The 20,284-nt window shown below is 67.4% G+C and carries 12 protein-coding genes and 3 rRNA genes; 14 read left to right on the top strand and 1 reads right to left on the bottom strand.

Features of this window, described 5'->3' with window-relative positions; genetic code table 11:
- Nucleotides 1-75: 75 nt before the first annotated feature.
- Nucleotides 76-543: an ankyrin repeat domain-containing protein gene (locus tag RE421_RS12730; RefSeq protein ID WP_309810522.1), complete on the bottom strand. Its 468-nt coding sequence runs from the start codon at nucleotides 541-543 to the stop codon at nucleotides 76-78.
- A 136-nt stretch (nucleotides 544-679) separates the two neighbouring features.
- Between RE421_RS12730 and RE421_RS12725 the strand changes: the two genes are divergently transcribed.
- From RE421_RS12725 to recN, 14 genes are all read left to right on the top strand, one after another.
- On the top strand, nucleotides 680-1,963 hold the full coding sequence (locus RE421_RS12725; RefSeq protein WP_309810520.1) for an argininosuccinate synthase: 1,284 nt from the start codon (nucleotides 680-682) through the stop codon (nucleotides 1,961-1,963).
- 3 nt (nucleotides 1,964-1,966) lie between these two features.
- On the top strand, nucleotides 1,967-3,403 hold the full coding sequence (gene argH / locus RE421_RS12720) for an argininosuccinate lyase (protein ID WP_309810517.1): 1,437 nt from the start codon (nucleotides 1,967-1,969) through the stop codon (nucleotides 3,401-3,403).
- Entirely contained in the window at nucleotides 3,400-4,071 is a 672-nt protein-coding gene (locus tag RE421_RS12715; RefSeq protein ID WP_309810515.1) for a DNA-3-methyladenine glycosylase, read from the top strand. The genes argH and RE421_RS12715 overlap by 4 nt, the downstream gene beginning before the upstream one ends.
- A gap of 133 nt (nucleotides 4,072-4,204) precedes the next feature.
- Complete coding sequence (locus RE421_RS12710; RefSeq protein ID WP_309810513.1) at nucleotides 4,205-6,463, top strand: AAA family ATPase; 2,259 nt, start codon at nucleotides 4,205-4,207, stop codon at nucleotides 6,461-6,463.
- A 62-nt stretch (nucleotides 6,464-6,525) separates the two neighbouring features.
- Nucleotides 6,526-7,869 carry a tyrosine--tRNA ligase gene (gene tyrS, locus RE421_RS12705; protein ID WP_309810510.1) on the top strand — a complete coding sequence of 448 codons (1,344 nt, stop codon included), beginning with the start codon at nucleotides 6,526-6,528 and terminating at the stop codon, nucleotides 7,867-7,869.
- 790 nt (nucleotides 7,870-8,659) lie between these two features.
- Nucleotides 8,660-10,185, top strand: a 16S ribosomal RNA gene (locus RE421_RS12700).
- Between the two features lie 626 nt (nucleotides 10,186-10,811).
- A 23S ribosomal RNA gene (locus RE421_RS12695) occupies nucleotides 10,812-13,920 on the top strand.
- A gap of 201 nt (nucleotides 13,921-14,121) precedes the next feature.
- Nucleotides 14,122-14,238 (top strand): 5S ribosomal RNA (rrf, locus tag RE421_RS12690).
- The 16S, 23S and 5S rRNA genes sit together here, the layout of an rRNA operon.
- A gap of 191 nt (nucleotides 14,239-14,429) precedes the next feature.
- Nucleotides 14,430-15,566, top strand: coding sequence for a hypothetical protein (locus RE421_RS12685; protein WP_309810507.1), 1,137 nt, complete (start codon nucleotides 14,430-14,432; stop codon nucleotides 15,564-15,566).
- A gap of 3 nt (nucleotides 15,567-15,569) precedes the next feature.
- On the top strand, nucleotides 15,570-16,403 hold the full coding sequence (locus RE421_RS12680; protein ID WP_309810504.1) for an HAD-IIA family hydrolase: 834 nt from the start codon (nucleotides 15,570-15,572) through the stop codon (nucleotides 16,401-16,403).
- Nucleotides 16,400-16,576, top strand: coding sequence for a hypothetical protein (locus RE421_RS12675; protein WP_309810501.1), 177 nt, complete (start codon nucleotides 16,400-16,402; stop codon nucleotides 16,574-16,576). Before RE421_RS12680 ends, RE421_RS12675 begins: the two co-directional genes overlap by 4 nt.
- Nucleotides 16,573-17,400, top strand: a complete 828-nt coding sequence (locus tag RE421_RS12670) for a TlyA family RNA methyltransferase (RefSeq protein ID WP_309810498.1) — start codon at nucleotides 16,573-16,575, stop codon at nucleotides 17,398-17,400. Before RE421_RS12675 ends, RE421_RS12670 begins: the two co-directional genes overlap by 4 nt.
- A 31-nt stretch (nucleotides 17,401-17,431) precedes the next feature.
- Nucleotides 17,432-18,547, top strand: a complete 1,116-nt coding sequence (locus tag RE421_RS12665) for an NAD kinase (RefSeq protein ID WP_309810495.1) — start codon at nucleotides 17,432-17,434, stop codon at nucleotides 18,545-18,547.
- Entirely contained in the window at nucleotides 18,544-20,283 is a 1,740-nt protein-coding gene (recN, locus tag RE421_RS12660) for a DNA repair protein RecN (RefSeq protein WP_309810492.1), read from the top strand. Before RE421_RS12665 ends, recN begins: the two co-directional genes overlap by 4 nt.
- Nucleotide 20,284 lies beyond the last annotated feature (1 nt).

Raw genomic sequence — 20,284 nt, 5'->3', positions numbered from 1 at the left:
ACGAAGCAGGACTAGGACCAGTGAAATGCATCGGAACGATAACGTCAAATTTTCCGGCGCGTTCTCATGGTGCTCTCATGCGGCCGGGTCGGTGGGATCGGTAGGGTCCCCGGAGCCGGCGTGGGCTTCGAGCAGGGCGCGCATGGAGTCGAGCCCGAACATCTCCACGGCTGCCCGGGCGCTGACCGGTCCCTCGTCCGGGTCCGCGCCGGCGGCCAGGAGCGCGCGCACGGACTCCTCGCTCTGGACGAACACGGCGCAGGACAGCGCGGACTGGCCGCGGCCGTTGAGCCGGTTCACCTCCGCGCCACGCTCGATCAGCGCCGTGACGAGCTCCGGGTGGTTGTTGTAGGTCGCCAGGATCAACAGGGTGTCGCCCTTGTGGTTGGACAGGTTCACGGGTACGCCCTGGTCGATGGCCGGGAGCAGCTGCTGGCCGTCGCCCGCGCGCGCCAGGTCGAACAGCGAGTTGAGGAACTCCAGCTGCTCGTCCGTCAGCTCGGGGGTGGGCTCCGGGGCGGGGTGTGGGGTATCGCTTGTCATCCCTCCAGATTACGGTGAGGAAACGAGCTGGCGGCCCGGCTTCGGCAATCCTGCATAAATATGTAGACTGCTGCATAGAGCGGACCGGCCGTCCCGACTGCGGGGCGGCAACGCAGGCACTCCTAAGGAGCACGTAATGACAGAGCGCATCGTCCTGGCCTACTCGGGCGGACTGGACACGTCAGTGGCCATCGGCTGGATCGCCGAGGCCACGGGTGCCGAGGTGATCGCGGTGGCCGTGGACGTGGGCCAGGGCGGCGAGGACCTGGAGACGGTGCGCCAGCGTGCGCTGGACTGCGGTGCGGTCGAGGCCTACGTGGCCGACGCCCGTGACGAGTTCGCCGAGCAGTACTGCATGCCCACCCTGAAGGCCAACGGCCTCTACATGGACGCCTACCCCCTGGTCTCCGCCATCTCCCGCCCCGTGATCGTGCGCCACCTGGTGGCCGCCGCCCGCCAGTTCGGCGCCTCCACCGTGGCCCACGGCTGCACCGGCAAGGGCAATGACCAGGTGCGCTTCGAGGTCGGCATCCAGACCCTCGGGCCGGACCTGAAGTGCATCGCCCCGGTGCGGGACCTCGCCCTGACCCGTGACAAGGCCATCGAGTACGCCGAGCGCAATGAGCTGCCGATCGTCACCACCAAGAAGAACCCGTTCTCGATCGACCAGAACGTCTGGGGTCGTGCCGTGGAGACCGGCTTCCTGGAGGACATCTGGAACGGCCCCACCAAGGATGTCTACGACTACACCGACGACCCGTCCTTCCCGCCGGCCCCGGACGTGGTGACCGTGACCTTCGAGCAGGGCATCCCCACGGCCCTGGACGGCCGGACGCTCTCCGCGCTGCAGATCATCGAGGAGATGAACCGCCGGGCCGGTGCCCAGGGCATCGGCCGGGTGGACATCGTGGAGGACCGCCTCGTGGGCATCAAGTCCCGCGAGATCTACGAGGCGCCGGGCGCCATGGCCCTCATGACGGCCCACCGGGAGCTGGAGAACATCACCCTCGAGCGCGAGCAGGCCCGTTTCAAGAAGACCGTGGACCAGCGCTGGACCGAGATCGTCTACGACGGCCAGTGGTTCTCCCCGCTGAAGAAGAACCTGGACGTCTTCATCGATGAGTCCCAGAAGTACGTCTCCGGGGACATCCGCATGGAGCTGCACGGCGGCCGCGCCACCGTGCAGGGCCGCCGCTCGGAGACCGGCCTGTACGACTTCAACCTGGCCACCTACGACGAGGGCGATGCGTTCGACCAGTCCTCGGCCCGCGGGTTCATCGACATCTTCGGCCTGTCCTCGAAGGTCGCCACCGAGCGCGACCAGCGGGTGGCCGGCGGCAGCACGGTGGACGCCCTCGAGGACGTGGCCCGGCTCAGCAACGCGAACGGCACCGAGAACGCCGAGAACGCGGGGGCCTGAGCCGTGTCCGAACGCCACGGGACCAACGAGGGCTCGCTGTGGGGCGGCCGGTTCGCCGGCGGCCCCGCGGACGCCCTGGCGGCGCTGAGCAAGTCCACCCAGTTCGACTGGCGGCTGGCCCGCTATGACATCGCCGGCTCCCGCGCCCACGCGCGCGTCCTGCACACGGCCGGGCTGCTCGACGACGCCGAGCTGACCGGCATGCTGGACGCGCTGGAGACGCTCGAGGCCGACGTGGTCTCCGGGGCGTACACGGCGGCCGCGACGGACGAGGACGTGCACGGATCGCTCGAGCGGGGACTGATCGAGCGGGCCGGGCCCGCCCTGGGCGGCAAGCTGCGCGCCGGACGGTCCCGCAATGACCAGATCGCCACGCTGGGGCGCATGTTCCTGCGGGACCACGCCCGGGTCATCGCCTCCCGGCTGCTGGAGACGGTCGACGCGCTGATCGCCCAGGCCGAGGCACACCCCTACGCCCCCATGCCGGGACGGACCCACCTGCAGCACGCCCAGCCGGTCCTGCTCAGCCACCACCTGCTGGCCCACGCCTGGTCCATGACCCGGGACGTGGAGCGGTTCGTGGACTGGGACCGCCGCGCGGCCGTGTCCCCGTACGGCTCCGGGGCGCTGGCGGGTTCCTCGCTGGGCCTGGACCCGAACGCGGTGGCCGCCGAGCTCGGCTTCACCTCCGCGGCATGGAACTCGATCGACGGCACCGCCGCCCGGGACGTCTTCGCCGAGTTCGCGTGGGTGTGCGCCATGGTGGGCGTGGACCTGTCCCGCATCAGCGAGGAGGTCATCTTCTGGGCCACCAAGGAGGCGGGCTTCGTCACCCTCCACGACGCCTACTCCACCGGTTCCTCGATCATGCCGCAGAAGAAGAACCCGGACGTGGCCGAGCTGGCCCGGGGCAAGTCCGGCCGCCTGATCGGTGACCTGACCGGCCTGCTGGCCACCCTCAAGGGCCTGCCCCTGGCCTATAACCGGGACCTCCAGGAGGACAAGGAACCGGTCTTCGACGCGGTGGACACCCTGGAGCTGCTGCTGCCCGCGGTCTCCGGGATGATCGCCACCCTGGCGTTCAACACCCCACGGATGGCCGAGCTGGCCCCGCAGGGCTTCGCCCTGGCCACGGACATCGCCGAGTGGCTGGTGCGCTCCGGGGTGCCGTTCCGCGATGCCCACGAGCTCTCCGGCGAGGCCGTCAGGGTGGCCGAGTCGCGCGGCGTCGAGCTGTGGGACCTGACGGACGAGGACTACGCGGCGATCTCCCCGGCGCTGACGCCCGAGGTGCGCACCGTGTTGTCCACCTCCGGCTCCCTGAACTCGCGCAACGCCCAGGGCGGCACCGCACCGGAGGCGGTCGCGGAACAGCTGGCCGAACTGCAGCGGCAGCTCGCCCCGCTCCGCGCCTTCGGGGATTCCACCGTCCTGGCATGAGCGGTGGAGGCTGGTCGGCGCTGGAGCGCGGGGGACTGCGGGCCGCGCCGCTGCTGCTCGGATCCACGCTGACGGTCGCGCGGGCGGGCTCCGCGGTCAGCGTCCGGCTGACGGAGGTCGAGGCCTACGAGGGGGCCCGGGACCCCGGCTCCCACGCCTACCGTGGCCGGACCGCCCGCAACGAGACCATGTTCGGCCCGGCCGGATTCATCTACGTGTACTTCACTTACGGGATGCACTGGTGCCTGAACATCGTCTGCGGGACGCAGGGTGCCAGCTCCGCCGTCCTCGTCCGGGCCGGCGAGGTCACCGCGGGGCTGGACGCCGCCGTCGGGCGCCGTGGTCCCAGGGCCCCTGCGGGGCCGAAGCTGGCCTCCGGCCCGGCCCGGCTGGCCCAGAGCCTGGGCATCGGGGCCGGGGACGACGGCTCGGCCCTGTTGCCGGGTCCCGCCCCGGCCAGCGTGCTCGACCCCGCGGCCGACGCCGTGGTCCCGGACGGGGTGTGGCTCTCCGGGATCAGGTCCCGACGCCGGCCCGGCACCCTGAGCGGTCCGCGCACCGGGGTCTCCGGTCCCGGCGGGACCGAGGACTTCCCGTGGCGGTTCTGGCTTCCGGACGAGCCGTCCGTCTCGACCTACCGGGCGGCGAAACCCCGGCGCCGCGGCTGACGGGCCGCATTAAGATGTCGTTCATCCGCACGGCTGTACTATGGATGGTCACTCGTTCCGAGGTGCCCTGGGGGCCTGGCGGATTCGTCGGACCCTGCAGGGGCACCATCGATAGCCCTAAGGTGTGCCAGGCATGACTGATGTGGTTCCCGTCCACCAAACCGAACTGGAGCATGAGCGCGGCTACGTGGCCGGCCTCTACGAGCGTCTGGACGAACTGCGTGCCGAGAAGGAGCACCAGCTGGCCCGGGTCCGCAAGGAGGGCCCCCAGGGATCGGTGCAGAACGTCTCCGAACGGGACGCCTTCGCCACGCTCTACGAGGACCGTCTGGCCCAGCTCTACGCCGTGGACGACCGGCTGGTCTTCGGCCGCCTCGACCTGGACGGCGGGGACGAACGCTACATCGGCCGCATCGGCCTGACGGACGAGGACCAGGTCCGGCTCATGGTGGACTGGCGCGCTCCGGAGGCCGGGGCGTTCTACCAGGCCACGGCCCACCAGCGGCTCGGGGTGCGCCGCCGCCGCCACCTGATGCTGCGCGGGCGCACCGTGGTGGACCTGGAGGACGACGTCCTGGACGCCACCCTGCTGGACGACTCCTCGGTCCATCACGGCGCCGGGGCCCTGCTGGCCGCTGTCACCGCCCGGCGCACCGGCCAGATGGGGGACATCGTCGCCACCATCCAGGCGGAGCAGGACGCCATCATCCGCTCGCCCCTGAAGGGCGTGCTCGTGGTCCAGGGCGGCCCGGGCACGGGCAAGACCGCGGTGGCCCTGCACCGGGCGGCCTACCTGCTCTACACCCACCGGGACCGGCTGAAGACGGCCGGGGTGCTGCTCGTGGGCCCCTCCCAGTCCTTCATGCGGTACATCGACCGCGTGCTGCCCTCCCTCGGGGAGACCGGAGTGGTGATGTCCTCCCTCGGCCGGCTCATGCCCGGCATCAAGGCCGTCCCGGAGACGGACCGCCGGATCGCCAAGATCAAGGGCCGGCTGTTCATGGCGGACGTGGTGGCCAATGCGGTGGCCAACCGCCAGCGCCTGCCCGCCGGGCCGCGCAAGGTGGACGTGGCCGGCACCGTGCTGACCATCCGTCCCAAGCAGGTCCGCCGGGCACGGGACCGGGCCCGGGCCACCGGGAAGCCGCACAACGAGGCCCGCGCGACCTTCGTCAAGATCATGGTGCGTGAACTGGCGGACCAGCTCAAGGACAAGCTGGAGAAGTCCTCGGGCGCCGGCAACAACATCGACCGGTCCTACCTCACCGAGGACGTGCGCACCTCACGGGACGTGCGGATCGCCCTGAACCTGTGCTGGATGCCGCTGACCCCCGAGAAGCTGCTGACGGACCTGTTCTCCAAGCCCGAGCACCTCGAGATGGCCGCCCCCTTCCTCAAGGCCAAGCAGCGGCGCCGGCTGCTGCGGGCCGCCGAGGACCCCTGGACCGAGGCGGACGTCCCGCTCCTGGACGAGGCCGCGGAGCTGCTGGGGGAGTGGGACGCCTCCGCCGGCCGTGCCCAGGCCGACCAGAAGGCAGCCCGCAAGCGGGACCTGGCCAATGCCGAGGCCACCCTGACGAACGTGCACTCCATGCTCGAGGACTTCGGCGTGGACGGGGTGGTCTCCGCGGAGGCCCTCGTGGACGCCAACCAGGCCGGGGACCAGTACGTGTCCGCGGCCGAGCGGGCCGCCACGGACCGGACCTGGACGTACGGGCACGTGGTGGTGGACGAGTCCCAGGAACTCTCCCCCATGCAGTGGCGGCTGCTGATGCGCCGGTGTCCGCTGAAGTCGTTCACGATCGTGGGAGACATCGCCCAGGCCTCCTCGGCGGCGGACGTGACCTCCTGGGCGGAGGCGCTCGAGCCCTTCGTCCAGGACCGCTGGCGGCTGGAGGAGCTGACCGTGAACTACCGCACGCCGGCCAGGATCACGCGGATGGCGGCCACCGTGGCCCAGGCCGCCGGCCTGCCGGTGTCCACCCCGCAGGCCGTCCGCGAGGGTGACTGGGAGCCGACCGTGACCCGGGTGGGCACGGCCGAGCGGGAGGCGGCCCTGCTGGCCGGGGTCGCCGAGGACCTGGAGAGGATCGACGGCGGCCTGCTCGCCGTGATCGCGCCGGTGTCCCTCGAGCGGGAGGTCGCCGAGATGCTGCGCGCCACCTACGCAGACCGCGTCGGCTCCGGCGGCGGGGGCCTCGGCCAGGACATCGTGGCCACCACCCCGGGCGAGGCCAAGGGCCTGGAGTTCGATGCGGTGGTGCTGCTCGAGCCGGAGCAGATCGTCCGGGAGGCCGGCGGCGTCGTCGGCGACCTCTATGTGGCGATGACCCGCTCCACCCAGACGCTGCGCGTGCTGACCACCGGCGAGCTGCCGGCCGGGCTGCGGTAGCCGGCCGGCCGGCGTCGGGCCCTGACCTTCATCCTGTAGACACCCCTGAGAGGCTCTTCAAAGTGACCACCACGTCCACCGGCCCTGCCGCCGTGAACCCGGCCCTGGCCGGACAGACCAATGACCCCTCGTTCGCGAACATCTGGCAGGAGCTGCAGTGGCGCGGGCTCGTGCAGGTGTCCACGGACGAGACCGCCCTCGAGGAGCTGCTCTCCGGGGATCCGATCACGTACTACTGCGGCTTCGACCCGACAGCCGCCTCGCTGCACCTGGGCAACCTCGTGCAGATCCTGGTGCTGCGCCGCCTCCAGCTGGCCGGGCACCGCCCGCTGGGGCTGGTCGGCGGTTCCACCGGCCTGATCGGGGACCCGCGGCAGAGCGCCGAGCGGGTGCTGAACGACCGGGACACCGTCACCGAGTGGGTGGGGTACCTGCGCGGGCAGATCGAGCGCTTCCTCTCCTTCGAGGGGGACAACGCCGCCCGGATGGTCAACAACCTGGACTGGACCGGCCAGCTCAGCGCCTTGGACTTCCTGCGGGACATCGGCAAGCACTTCCGGGTGGGCACCATGGTCAAGAAGGAGACCGTGGCCAAGCGGCTGAACTCGGAAGAGGGCATCTCGTACACCGAGTTCTCCTACCAGGTGCTGCAGGGGATGGACTTCCTGAACCTTCACCGGGACTACGGCTGCGTGCTGCAGACGGGAGGCTCGGACCAGTGGGGCAACCTGACCTCGGGCACGGACCTGATCCGCAAGGTGGAGGGGGTCTCCGCCCACGCCATCGGCACACCGCTGATCACCAACTCGGACGGCACCAAGTTCGGCAAGTCCGAGGGCAACGCCATCTGGCTGGACGCCCAGATGTGCTCGGCCTTCACCTTCTACCAGTTCTGGCTCAACACCGCGGACGCGGACGTGATCGACCGGCTCAAGGTCTTCACGTTCCTGCACCGCGAGCAGATCGAGGCCCTCGCGGTGAAGGTCGCCGCCGAGCCGTTCCGGCGCGAGGCGCAGAAGACCCTCGCCTGGGAGGTCACCTCCCTGGTGCACGGCGAGGAGGCGACCCGCAAGGTCATCGACGCCTCCGCGGCCCTCTTCGGTCAGGGGGACCTGGCCTCCGTGGACGAGGGTACGCTCGCGGCCGCCACCGCGGAACTCCCGACGGCGGTCCCCGGCCTGGGTGCCGGCGGAGCCGTCGGGATCGTGGAGCTGCTGGTGGCCACCGGACTCTCGTCCTCCAACTCGGAGGCGCGCCGGACGGTCCAGGACGGCGGGGCCTCCGTGAACAACGTGAAGGTGTCGGACGCCGAGGCCGCCTTTGGCACCGGGCAGGCGTTGCACGGCAGGTACCTGCTGGTGCGCCGGGGCAAGAAGCACCTGGCGATGGTGGACCTGAGCGCGTGACGGACGGAAGGCGTGAGGGCGTGATCGCCCGGGAGACCTGCCTCACAGTTCCCGGGCGGTGGCGCCCACGGGGGGCCGAGAACCCCGGAAACACGCGGAACCACGGGGATCTCGGGCGGGCCGCGGCGGGTTTTGCCAGCACGTGGATCCGTGTGTATAGTTCTTCAAGTCGCCAGCCGCGAAAGCGGGAAATCGGCGGTCAACCCCGAACTGAAATGCAGGCCTAGACTACTGCGCCCTCAACGGTGTAATGTCAGTGGCCCGCATGAGGTGCGGAACATGTAGCGAAGATGTGATTGAACCCCTGTGTGGTCATCACTTATTCCTAGATGGAAATAACTCAAGAGCTGATGATTTCCAGAACAAAAAATCGCCGGAAACGCCGATTTGACGAGATGGGAACAAGGTTCTAAGCTAGAAAAGTTGCTTCGGAGCAACAAGCCAGTCGCTGAAGCGGCGGCGTGGAGAGCCGGAGTAGTGAACGGGACTTCAGTTCTAGCCCAGAGAATCGCCGGAAACGCCGATTTGACGGGAGGGAAACGAAGAACTAAGCTTGAAAAGCCGCAGATGGGAAAAGCAAAGATTTCCCCGGTTTGACCGGATTCTTTGTGAGTAGTCATCATGTGCCTGTTGTTTGAGAACTCAATAGTGTGCCAAGTTTGTTGATGCCAATTTTTTGATTGGTTATAGCTGCCGGCGTGCACCCCGTGTGTGCTGGTGGTTTTGCCATGGATTGAATGATGGCTGGCCTGGTTTTCCGCTGGGTTGGTTGTTGTTTCTTTTGTAAGTTTTTACGGAGAGTTTGATCCTGGCTCAGGATGAACGCTGGCGGCGTGCTTAACACATGCAAGTCGAACGCTGAAGCTCCAGCTTGCTGGGGTGGATGAGTGGCGAACGGGTGAGTAACACGTGAGTAACCTTCCCTTGACTCTGGGATAAGCCCGGGAAACTGGGTCTAATACCGGATACGACCTCCTGCCGCATGGTATGGGGGTGGAAAGATTTATCGGTCTTGGATGGACTCGCGGCCTATCAGCTTGTTGGTGAGGTAATGGCTCACCAAGGCGACGACGGGTAGCCGGCCTGAGAGGGTGACCGGCCACACTGGGACTGAGACACGGCCCAGACTCCTACGGGAGGCAGCAGTGGGGAATATTGCACAATGGGCGCAAGCCTGATGCAGCGACGCCGCGTGAGGGATGACGGCCTTCGGGTTGTAAACCTCTTTCAGTAGGGAAGAAGCGAAAGTGACGGTACCTGCAGAAGAAGCGCCGGCTAACTACGTGCCAGCAGCCGCGGTAATACGTAGGGCGCGAGCGTTATCCGGAATTATTGGGCGTAAAGAGCTCGTAGGCGGTTTGTCGCGTCTGCCGTGAAAGTCCGGGGCTTAACCCCGGATCTGCGGTGGGTACGGGCAGACTAGAGTGCAGTAGGGGAGACTGGAATTCCTGGTGTAGCGGTGAAATGCGCAGATATCAGGAGGAACACCGATGGCGAAGGCAGGTCTCTGGGCTGTTACTGACGCTGAGGAGCGAAAGCATGGGGAGCGAACAGGATTAGATACCCTGGTAGTCCATGCCGTAAACGTTGGGCACTAGGTGTGGGGGACATTCCACGTTTTCCGCGCCGCAGCTAACGCATTAAGTGCCCCGCCTGGGGAGTACGGCCGCAAGGCTAAAACTCAAAGGAATTGACGGGGGCCCGCACAAGCGGCGGAGCATGCGGATTAATTCGATGCAACGCGAAGAACCTTACCAAGGCTTGACATGTTCCCGACCGGGCCAGAGATGGTCTTTCCCCTTTGGGGCGGGTTCACAGGTGGTGCATGGTTGTCGTCAGCTCGTGTCGTGAGATGTTGGGTTAAGTCCCGCAACGAGCGCAACCCTCGTTCCATGTTGCCAGCGGGTTATGCCGGGGACTCATGGGAGACTGCCGGGGTCAACTCGGAGGAAGGTGGGGACGACGTCAAATCATCATGCCCCTTATGTCTTGGGCTTCACGCATGCTACAATGGCCGGTACAATGGGTTGCGATACTGTGAGGTGGAGCTAATCCCAAAAAGCCGGTCTCAGTTCGGATTGGGGTCTGCAACTCGACCCCATGAAGTCGGAGTCGCTAGTAATCGCAGATCAGCAACGCTGCGGTGAATACGTTCCCGGGCCTTGTACACACCGCCCGTCAAGTCACGAAAGTCGGTAACACCCGAAGCCGGTGGCCCAACCCTTGTGGGGGGAGCCGTCGAAGGTGGGACTGGCGATTGGGACTAAGTCGTAACAAGGTAGCCGTACCGGAAGGTGCGGCTGGATCACCTCCTTTCTAAGGAGCCCCTAGCCAAACAAGCCCCCGACCGTGGTGTTGGTGGGTGTTGTGGTTCAGGTGTAGTGCCCGTTGCGGCCCCGCGTGTGGGTCGGCGGGTTGCTCATGGGTGGAACATCAATGAATAGTGCCCTGGTCGTACCGGCTGGTGGTCTCGTAGTACTGCGCTAATGGAATGGGCGCTCTGGGTGTTGCCTGGGGTGTCGCGCCGGCGTGTGGAAGGGGAATCACTGGATCCGGAGGGATGGGGGTCTTGGCACACTGTTGGGTCCTGGGACAACAGGACCGGCCGCTTCCCGCGGCTCTGCTGCACGCTTTCGGGTGTGTGGTGGGGTGTGGAGGTGGTTGATCCGGGTGGATCTCCTTTGGGGGGTCTGGTCCTGGTTCCGGCCGCGCTGAAGCATCACGTGGGCGCTCTCCTTTGGGGGGGGTGTTGGTGGTGTGGGGGTGTGGTGCGGGTTGTTGTTTGGGAACTGCATAGTGGACGCGAGCATCTTATTTTTATTGTCATCGCATACTGCCCCCTGGTGGTGTGTGGTGGCGCCGAGAATGTAGTCATCTTTTGAATCCTGCCTCTTGGTCTTCGGATTGGGGGGTGGGTGCTCATTGAGGGCTTGGCCTTGTGTGGCTAAGTTTTTCAGGGCGCATGGTGGATGCCTTGGCAACAGGAGCCGATGAAGGACGTGGGAATCTGCGATAAGCCTGGGGGAGTCGATAACCGGACGTTGATCCCAGGATGTCCGAATGGGGAAACCCCGCACGACGTTGTTCGTGTGACCGCCGGTTGAACACATAGGCCGGTTGGAGGGAACGCAGGGAAGTGAAACATCTCAGTACCTGCAGGAAGAGAAAACAAAATGTGATTCCGTGAGTAGTGGCGAGCGAAAGCGGATGGGGCTAAACCGTTCACGCGTGATACCCGGCAGGGGTTGCGTGGTCGGGGTTGTGGGACTTTTCGTGATGGTTCTGCCGGACTGTCGTGGTGAGGTGCGGGTGTATAGGCGAACAGCTTTGGATGGCTGACCGTAGAGGGTGAGAGTCCCGTAGTTGTAATGCATTCCGCCGCTTAGAGAATGTTCCCGAGTAGCACGGGGCCCGAGAAATCCCGTGTGAATCTGCCAGGACCACCTGGTAAGCCTGAATACTACCTGTTGACCGATAGCGGATCAGTACCGTGAGGGAATGGTGAAAAGCACCCCGGGAGGGGAGTGAAATAGTACCTGAAACCATGTGCCTACAATCCGTCGGAGCCTGGCCTTCCTTTTGGGGGGGTGTGGGTGACGGCGTGCCTTTTGAAGAATGAGCCTGCGAGTTAGTGCTGTGTCGCGAGGTTAACCCGTGTGGGGAAGCCGTAGCGAAAGCGAGTCTGAATAGGGCGTTTGAGTGGCACGGTCTAGACCCGAAGCGGAGTGATCTACCCATGGCCAGGTTGAAGCGCGTGTAAGAGCGCGTGGAGGACCGAACCCACTTCAGTTGAAAATGGAGGGGATGAGCTGTGGGTAGGGGTGAAAGGCCAATCAAACTCCGTGATAGCTGGTTCTCCCCGAAATGCATTTAGGTGCAGCGTCACGTGTTTCTTCCCGGAGGTAGAGCTACTGGATGGCAGATGGGCCCTACAAGGTTACTGACGTCAGCCAAACTCCGAATGCCGGGAAGTCAGAGCGTGGCAGTGAGACCGTGGGGGATAAGCTTCATGGTCGAGAGGGAAACAGCCCAGACCACCGGTTAAGGCCCCTAAGCGTGTGCTAAGTGGGAAAGGATGTGGAGTTGCTGTGACAACCAGGAGGTTGGCTTAGAAGCAGCCACCCTTGAAAGAGTGCGTAATAGCTCACTGGTCAAGTGATTCCGCGCCGACAATGTAGCGGGGCTCAAGCACACCGCCGAAACCGTGGCAATCAGAAGTTTTTCTGGTTGGGTAGGGGAGCGTCGTGTACGAGGTGAAGCCAGGGCGGAAGCGTTGGTGGATTGTGCACGAGTGAGAATGCAGGCATGAGTAGCGAAAGACGGGTGAGAAACCCGTCCGCCGGATGACCAAGGGTTCCAGGGTCAAGCTAATCTGCCCTGGGTAAGTCGGGACCTAAGGCGAGGCCGACAGGCGTAGTCGATGGACAACGGGTTGATATTCCCGTACCGGCGAAGAACCGCCCCTGCTGAACCGGTGATACTAACCGCCCGAGCCTTCCTAGACACCCTTCGGGGTGCGTGGGAGGTAAGCGCGGGACCTGAACCGGCAAGGCAAGCGTATTAACAGGTGTGACGCAGGAAGGTAGCCGGGCCAGGCAATGGAAATGACCTGGTCCAAGGGCGTAGGGTGTCCGGTTGGTAAATCCGCCGGGCGTGAAGCCTGAGACCCGATAGGCCCCCACTAGGTGGGGGATCCGGTGATCCTATGCTGCCAAGAAAAGCATCGACGCGAGGTTCTAGCCGCCCGTACCCCAAACCGACACAGGTGGTCAGGTAGAGAATACTAAGGCGATCGAGAGAATCATGGTTAAGGAACTCGGCAAAATGCCCCCGTAACTTCGGGAGAAGGGGGGCCCCAACCTTGAAGGAACCACGCGTTCCGGAGGGGATCGGGGCCGCAGAGACCAGGGGGAAGCGACTGTTTATCAAAAACACAGGTCCGTGCGAAGTCGCAAGACGATGTATACGGACTGACTCCTGCCCGGTGCTGGAAGGTTAAGAGGACCTGTTAGCCGTAAGGCGAAGCGGAGAATTTAAGCCCCAGTAAACGGCGGTGGTAACTATAACCATCCTAAGGTAGCGAAATTCCTTGTCGGGTAAGTTCCGACCTGCACGAATGGAGTAACGACTTCCCCGCTGTCTCAACCGTGAACTCGGCGAAATTGCACTACGAGTAAAGATGCTCGTTACGCGCAGAAGGACGGAAAGACCCCGAGACCTTTACTATAGTTTGGTATTGGTGTTCGGTGTGGCTTGTGTAGGATAGGTGGGAGACGTTGAAGCTGGGACGCTAGTTCTGGTGGAGTCATCGTTGAAATACCACTCTGGTCACTCTGGACATCTAACTTCGGCCCGTGATCCGGGTCAGGGACAGTGCCTGATGGGTAGTTTAACTGGGGCGGTTGCCTCCCAAAATGTAACGGAGGCGCCCAAAGGTCCCCTCAGCCTGGTTGGCAATCAGGTGTCGAGTGCAAGTGCACAAGGGGGCTTGACTGTGAGAGAGGCATCTCGAGCAGGGACGAAAGTCGGGACTAGTGATCCGGCGGCACCTCGTGGAAGGGCCGTCGCTCAACGGATAAAAGGTACCTCGGGGATAACAGGCTGATCTTGCCCAAGAGTCCATATCGACGGCATGGTTTGGCACCTCGATGTCGGCTCGTCGCATCCTGGGGCTGGAGTAGGTCCCAAGGGTTGGGCTGTTCGCCCATTAAAGCGGTACGCGAGCTGGGTTCAGAACGTCGTGAGACAGTTCGGTCCCTATCCTCTGCGCGCGCAGGAAATTTGAGAAGGTCTGTCCTTAGTACGAGAGGACCGGGACGGACGAACCTCTGGTATGTCAGTTGTACCGCCAGGTGCACCGCTGATTAGCTACGTTCGGGACGGATAACCGCTGAAAGCATCTAAGCGGGAAGCCAGCTTCGAGATGAGATTTCCACACGGATTTTCCGTGGGAGGCCCCCAGCAGATCACTGGGTTGATAGGCCGGACGTGGAAGCAAGGACTAACGACTTGCGAAGCCGACCGGTACTAATAGGCCGATAACTTACACACACAACCAACACCCAACACCCCCCAACAAGGCGGTGCACGGGTTGGCCAGATGCGTAGCGTCCACTATGCGGTTGCGAAACAACAACCCCAAAAAACTGAACAGTGCAACAGTCAAGTTGTAACCACAGACTACCCACGACCGACACCCACCCCCAGCCAGTCTGAGGGGGAGGCATGGTGTCAACCGATGGGTGAAAGAGTTACGGCGGTCATAGCGTGGGGGAAACGCCCGGTCCCATTCCGAACCCGGAAGCTAAGGCCCACTGCGCCGATGGTACTGCATCCGGGAGGATGTGGGAGAGTAGGACGCCGCCGGACAACCATTGAGGGAAGGGCCCCGCACTGAACGTGCGGGGCCCTTCTTGTTTAAGGGACTCGATGCAGGGCTGGTGACAGTGCCCGCCTGACCCCGTCGTTTTCTGCAGGTCGGCTACGCTGGTGTGGCTGACGGGCGCTCGTGCCAGAGAGGTTCGTTGCGTCGTTGTCTCAACCATAGAGAGGATCTCCGGATGCCCGAGAACCAGGACCATTCCGGCTCGTCGGACCGACCGCGTCGCCAGAACGGCGGTCGCCCGGAGCGGGGTTCCGGCGACCGCTCACGCGGTGGCGCCCGCGGTGGTGGCTCGGCCTCCGAGCGGTCCGGACGGGGCGGTCGGAGCTCCTCGGGTGGTGGCCCGCGCCAGGAGCGCCTCGGGGCGCGCCACAACGGGGGACCACGCCGGGACGACCGGCCGGCGGTGCACAACCCCAGTGACCTGCGCAGCGCGAATCGGCCCGACCGCGCCAAGTCCCCGGAGATCGATGAGGACATCACCGGCAAGGAGCTGGACCGGGCGACGAGCCGCGAGCTGGACACCCTGGATGAGCGGAACCGCCCGTGGGTGGCCCGCCACCTTGTGATGGCCGGCCGCCTGTTGGACATCGATCCGCAGCTGGCCTTTGAGCACGCGCTGGCCGCGAGTCGACGGGGCGGACGTCTCGGTTGCGTCCGTGAGGCGGTGGGGCTGACCGCCTATGGCGCCGGTGAGTATGCTGAGGCGCTGCGCGAGTTCCGGACCTATCGCCGGATCACGGGGGACAACACCCATGTGCCGGAGATGGTGGACAGCGAGCGTGCCCTGGGCCGGCACGAGAAGGCCCTGGAGCTGGCGGGCGAGGTGGACCAGTCCAGCCTGGACCGGCCTGTCCGTGTGGAACTGGTCATGGTGCTCTCCGGAGTCCACCGGGATCTCGGCGACCTCGGCTCCGCGTTGGCCGTGCTGCAGATCCCCGAGCTGGACCGCAACCGTGGCTTCTCCTTCAGCCCGCGGCTGTTCCGCGCCTATGCCGACGCTCTGGAGGAGGCCGGCCGCCTCGAGGAGGCCTCGGCGTGGGAACGCCAGGCCGTCGTGGCGGAACGGGCGCTGGGAATCGGCGAATTCGAGGATCCGGAGATCGTGGACTTCGGTCTGGACGACGAGGTGGACAGCCCGAGGCAGGAGCGGCGGCCCCGCGCGCGTGACCTCGTGCCGCCGGCGCCCGCCCCGGAGGAGGACCAGGGGATGCCGGACGCCCTGGCCAAGGAGGACCTGAAGTCCATGGACACGGTGGAGGCCCCCGGCGGAGAGGATCCTGAGCCCGACGAGCAGGACCCCCGGGACCGCTGAGCCATGGCGCACCCGGTCTTCTACGGCGGTCATGACGCCGTCCTGTGCGACCTCGACGGGGTCGTCTACGCCGGCGACGAGGCCATCGACGGCGCGGTGCAGACCTTGCACGAGCTGGGCGGGCGCGGCATCCCGGTGGCCTACGTGACCAACAACGCCTCACGGTCCCCGCAGGAGGTGGCAGCGCATCTGCGGGGCTTCGGACTCGACGTCACCGCCGGGCAGGTCTTCGGCTCGGCTCCCGCCGGGGTGGCCCTGCTGAGCGACGTGTTGGCGGCCTCCGCTCCACGCGGCCCGGACCCCGGACGGCCGGCTGCCGTGCTGGTGGTGGGTTCGGACTTCCTGCGCGGTGAGGTGGAGCGCGCGGGCCACCGGGTCGTCGCCGGCGCCGCAGACCGACCGGACGCCGTGATCCAGGGATTCGATCCGGCCGTGTCCTGGGCGGACCTGGCCCAGGCCTCCTTCGCCATCCGCCGCGGCGCCGAGTGGATCGCCACGAACACCGACCTGACCATTCCCCGGGCCGAGGGGATCGCCCCCGGCAACGGCGCCCTGATCGAGGCGGTCTCGCGCGCCACGGGCACCCGGCCCCGTGCGGCCGGCAAGCCGGAGCCACTGCTGTTCCTCCGCGCGGCCGAGGCGCTCGGCGCCCGGAACCCCCTTGTGGTGGGGGACCGGCTGGACACGGACATCCTCGGCGGCAACCGGGCGGGATTCGACACCGCGCTCGTGCTGACCGGGGTGGACACCGAGGCCACGGCCGCGGAGGCCGCCCCGGAACAGTGCCCCACCTGGATCATCGACGCCCTGCCCGCCCTGAGGGGGGAACCACGGTGACCGGGCAAGCGAACGCCACCGGGACCGGTGATCCGGCCGCCGACGAGATCCTCCGCGGACTCCAGGGGCTCCAGGACGCGAGCCCCGAGGAGGAGATCGAGGCCTACCGGACGGCCCTGGACTCGCTGGCCCAGCTGCTGGAGCACCAGCCCCGGCTTCCGGGGCTCTCGTGAGCGGCGGCCAGGGCGCGGGACCCGCCAGCCGCCTCGACGTGGCCCTCGCCCGGCGCGGGCTGGCGCGTTCCCGCAGTGAGGCGGCGGGGCTCATCGCCGCCGGCGAGGTGACCGTCAACGGCACCACCGTGACCAAGTCCTCCGCCCGCTGCGCCCCGGGGGACCGGGTCGCCCTGCGTGACTCCGGCCCGCGGTACGTCTCCCGGGCCGGGCACAAGCTGGCCGGCGCGCTCGAGGTGTTCGCCGACGTCGTGCCCTCCGGGTTGCGGTGCCTGGACGCCGGGGCCTCCACCGGAGGTTTCACCGACGTCCTGCTCCGGGCCGGAGCCGAGCGGGTGCTGGCCGTGGACGTGGGCCATGACCAGCTCGTGGACGAGCTCCGGGCGGAGCCCCGCGTGGAGGTCCATGAGGGCTGCAACGTCCGGGACCTGGACGCCGAACACCTCGGTGGTCCGGTGGACCTGGTGGTGTCCGACCTCTCCTTCATCTCCCTGTGCCTGGTGCTCGGTCCGCTGGCCGGCGTCTGCCGGCCCGGGGCGGACCTGGTGCTGATGGTCAAGCCGCAGTTCGAGGTCGGTCGGCGGGCGCTGCCCAAGACCGGCGTGGTGGTGGACCCCGGTCAACGACGCCGGGCGGTCACCGGGGTGCTCGACGCCGCCGGAACCGCGGGGCTGCGACCACGCGGGATCGCCCGCTCGCCGTTGCCCGGCCAGGACGGCAACGTGGAGTTCTTCCTCTGGCTGGACCGTCCGGCGGACGCGGGGGAGGAGCTCGTGCCGGACGGGGAGGCCTGGCTGGACGGGCACACTGTGGACTGGGCCTGAACCGGCGGTGACGGTGGGTATCCTTGTGGCCATGCCCCGCAAAATCCTGGTCCTCGCCCACACCGGACGCGAGGACGCCATCCGGGCAGCCGTCCACACCTGCACCGAGTTGCAGGAGTCCGGGTTGGTGCCGGTCCTGCTGGGCAGCGACGTGGAGTCCATCCGTGAGGCCGTGCGGCTGGGCGTGGTGCCCCCGCTCCGATCGGCCCCGGAGACCCTCGGCGTGGACTGCCCGCTCTCCGAGGTCAGCCTCGGGGTGGTGCTCGGCGGTGACGGATCTGTGTTGCGCGCCGCGGAACTGGTGCGTGACTCCGGACTGCCGCTGCTGGCCGTCAACCTGGGCCACGTCGGCTTCCTGGCCGAATCCGAGCGGACCGACCTGAGCCGCACGGTGGAGGCCGTGGTGGCGCGGGACTACAGCGTCGAGGAACGGATGGCGATCGATGTCCGCGTGTTCCAGGGCGAGGAGCTCGTGGCCCGCACCTGGGCGCTGAACGAGGCCAGCGTGGAGAAGTCCAATCGTGAGCGGATGCTCGAGGTGGTCACCGCCGTGGACGGCAGCCCGATCTCCACCTACGGCTGTGACGGCGTGGTCATGGCGACCCCCACCGGGTCCACGGCCTATGCCTTCTCGGCGGGCGGGCCCGTGGTGTGGCCGGAGGTCCAGGCGATGCTCATGGTGCCGATCAGCGCCCACGCGCTCTTCGCCAAGCCGCTGGTCGTCTCCCCGGACTCCGTGCTCACGGTGGAGGTGCTGCCGCGCACCAACGAGCCGGGCGTGCTGTGGTGCGACGGGCGGCGGACCATTGACCTGCCCCTCGGCTCCCGCGTGGAGGTCACCCGCTCGCCGCAGCCGGTGCGCATCGCGCGGTTGTCCCGCACGCCGTTCACCGAGCGGCTGGTGCGCAAGTTCAATCTTCCCACCAAGGGCTGGCGCGGGCCCATCACCGCCCAGGACCGCGCCGAGGCCGCGGCGCGGGAGTCGCGCTCCGGGTCGCGTCGGCCGGCCGCGGATCCCTCCTCGGTCCGCGGCGTCTCCGTGGTGGAACCCCACCACCTGGCGCCGCGGCCGGGGGTGGTCCCGCCGGCCACCGCCGCGATGCCCGTGATCCCGCGAGACGCCCGAGAGGACGGTTCGCCGGAATGATCGAGTACCTGTCCATCCATGGCCTGGGCGTCATCGGTGATGCCACCGTGGAGCTGGATCCCGGCTTCACCGTGGTGACGGGCGAGACCGGCGCGGGCAAGACCATGGTGGTGACGGCCCTGAACCTGCTGCTCGGTGCCCGCGCAGATGCCGGGGCCGTCCGCCACGGCGCCTCCCGGGCCACCGTGGAGGCGGGGTTCCGGCTCGCCCCCGGCAACGCCGCCCTCGGACTGGCCGCGGAGGCCGGGGCGGTGCTGGACGACGACGCCGACACCGACGACGGGGCAGAGCCGGCGCTCGTGGTCACCCGGTCCGTGGGGGCCGCCGGGTCCTCGGGCCGGTCCCGGGCGTCCGCCGGGGGACGGGGTGTTCCCGTGGCCCTGCTGGGCGAGCTGGGCGAGCACCTCGTGGCTGTCCACGGCCAGACCGACCAGCTGCGGCTGAAGTCACCGGCCGCCCAGCGCCACGCCCTGGACTCCTTCGCCGGCACCGCCGTGGCCGAGGCCCTGACCGCCTACCGCCGGGACTACGAGGCGTGGAAGCAGTCCGCCGCGGAACTGGCGGAGATCACCACGCACGAGCAGGACCGTGCCCGCGAGGCCGAGAACCTGCAACGCTCACTCGAGGAGATCGACCACGCCGCGGTCGAGGCGGGGGAGGACGCGGCGGTCCGGGCGATGATCGAGCGGCTCGAGAACGTCGAGGAGCTCCGGGCCGCCTCCCTGGGGGCCCACGCGCACCTGGCCGGTGCAGATGCCGCGGAGACGGTGGAGATCCCCTCCGCCGAGGCCCTCATCGAGTCCGCCCGGCAGTCGCTGCTGGCGGCACCGGGCCAGGACGAGGACCTGTCCGGGATGGCCCGTCGCCTGGCTGAGGCTGGCATTCTGCTGGCGGACATCTCCGGTGACCTGGCCGGGTACGCGGCGCGGTTGGACGACGACGCCGGCGCCGACCTGGACACGGCGCAGTCCCGGCTGGCCGAGCTCACCCGCCTGATGCGTCTCTACGGGCCCGAGCTGGCCGACGTGATCGCCTGGGCCGAGACCCACCGGCCCCGGTTGGAGGAGCTCCAGGGGGACTCCGGGCGGATCGACGAGCTGACCGCCGAGGTGGCCCGGCTGGAGCAGCAGGTCCTGGCCGGGGCCGCCGAGCTGACCAGGTTGCGCGGCGAGGCCGCGCGGGAGCTCTCCGGACTGGTCAGTGAGGAGCTGCACGCCCTGTCCATGCCGGACGCCTCCTTCCACGCCACCGTCTCCACGGGTGGGGAGCCCGGCCCGCACGGGGCGGACGAGATCCGGCTGCTGCTCCAGCCGCACGCCGGAGCCGAACCCCGGCCCCTGGGCAAGGGGGCCTCCGGTGGCGAGCTGTCCCGCGTCATGCTGGCGCTGGAGGTGGTGCTGGCCGCCACCGACCCGGTCCCCACCTTCGTGTTCGACGAGGTCGACGCCGGGGTGGGCGGCGAGGCGGCCGTGCAGATCGGGCGCCGGCTCGCCCGGCTGGCGCGGCACGTGCAGGTGATCGTGGTGACCCACCTGCCCCAGGTGGCGGCGTTCGCCGACCGGCACGTGAAGGTGACCAAGGACTCGGACAGCGAGGCCGGCTTCACCACCTCGGACGTGGCCAGCCTGGACGGCGAGGACCGGGTCGGGGAGCTGGCCCGGATGCTCGCCGGACGGTCCGGCTCGGGAGCGGCACGGGACCACGCACGGGAGCTGCTCGAGGCCTCGCACGCCTGAA

The organism is Citricoccus sp. I39-566, from assembly GCF_031432995.1.
In the GTDB taxonomy this organism is placed as follows: domain Bacteria; phylum Actinomycetota; class Actinomycetes; order Actinomycetales; family Micrococcaceae; genus Citricoccus; species Citricoccus nitrophenolicus_A.
Note: the sequence above shows the minus strand (reverse complement) of the source record. Positions and strands in the feature narration are given on the sequence as shown.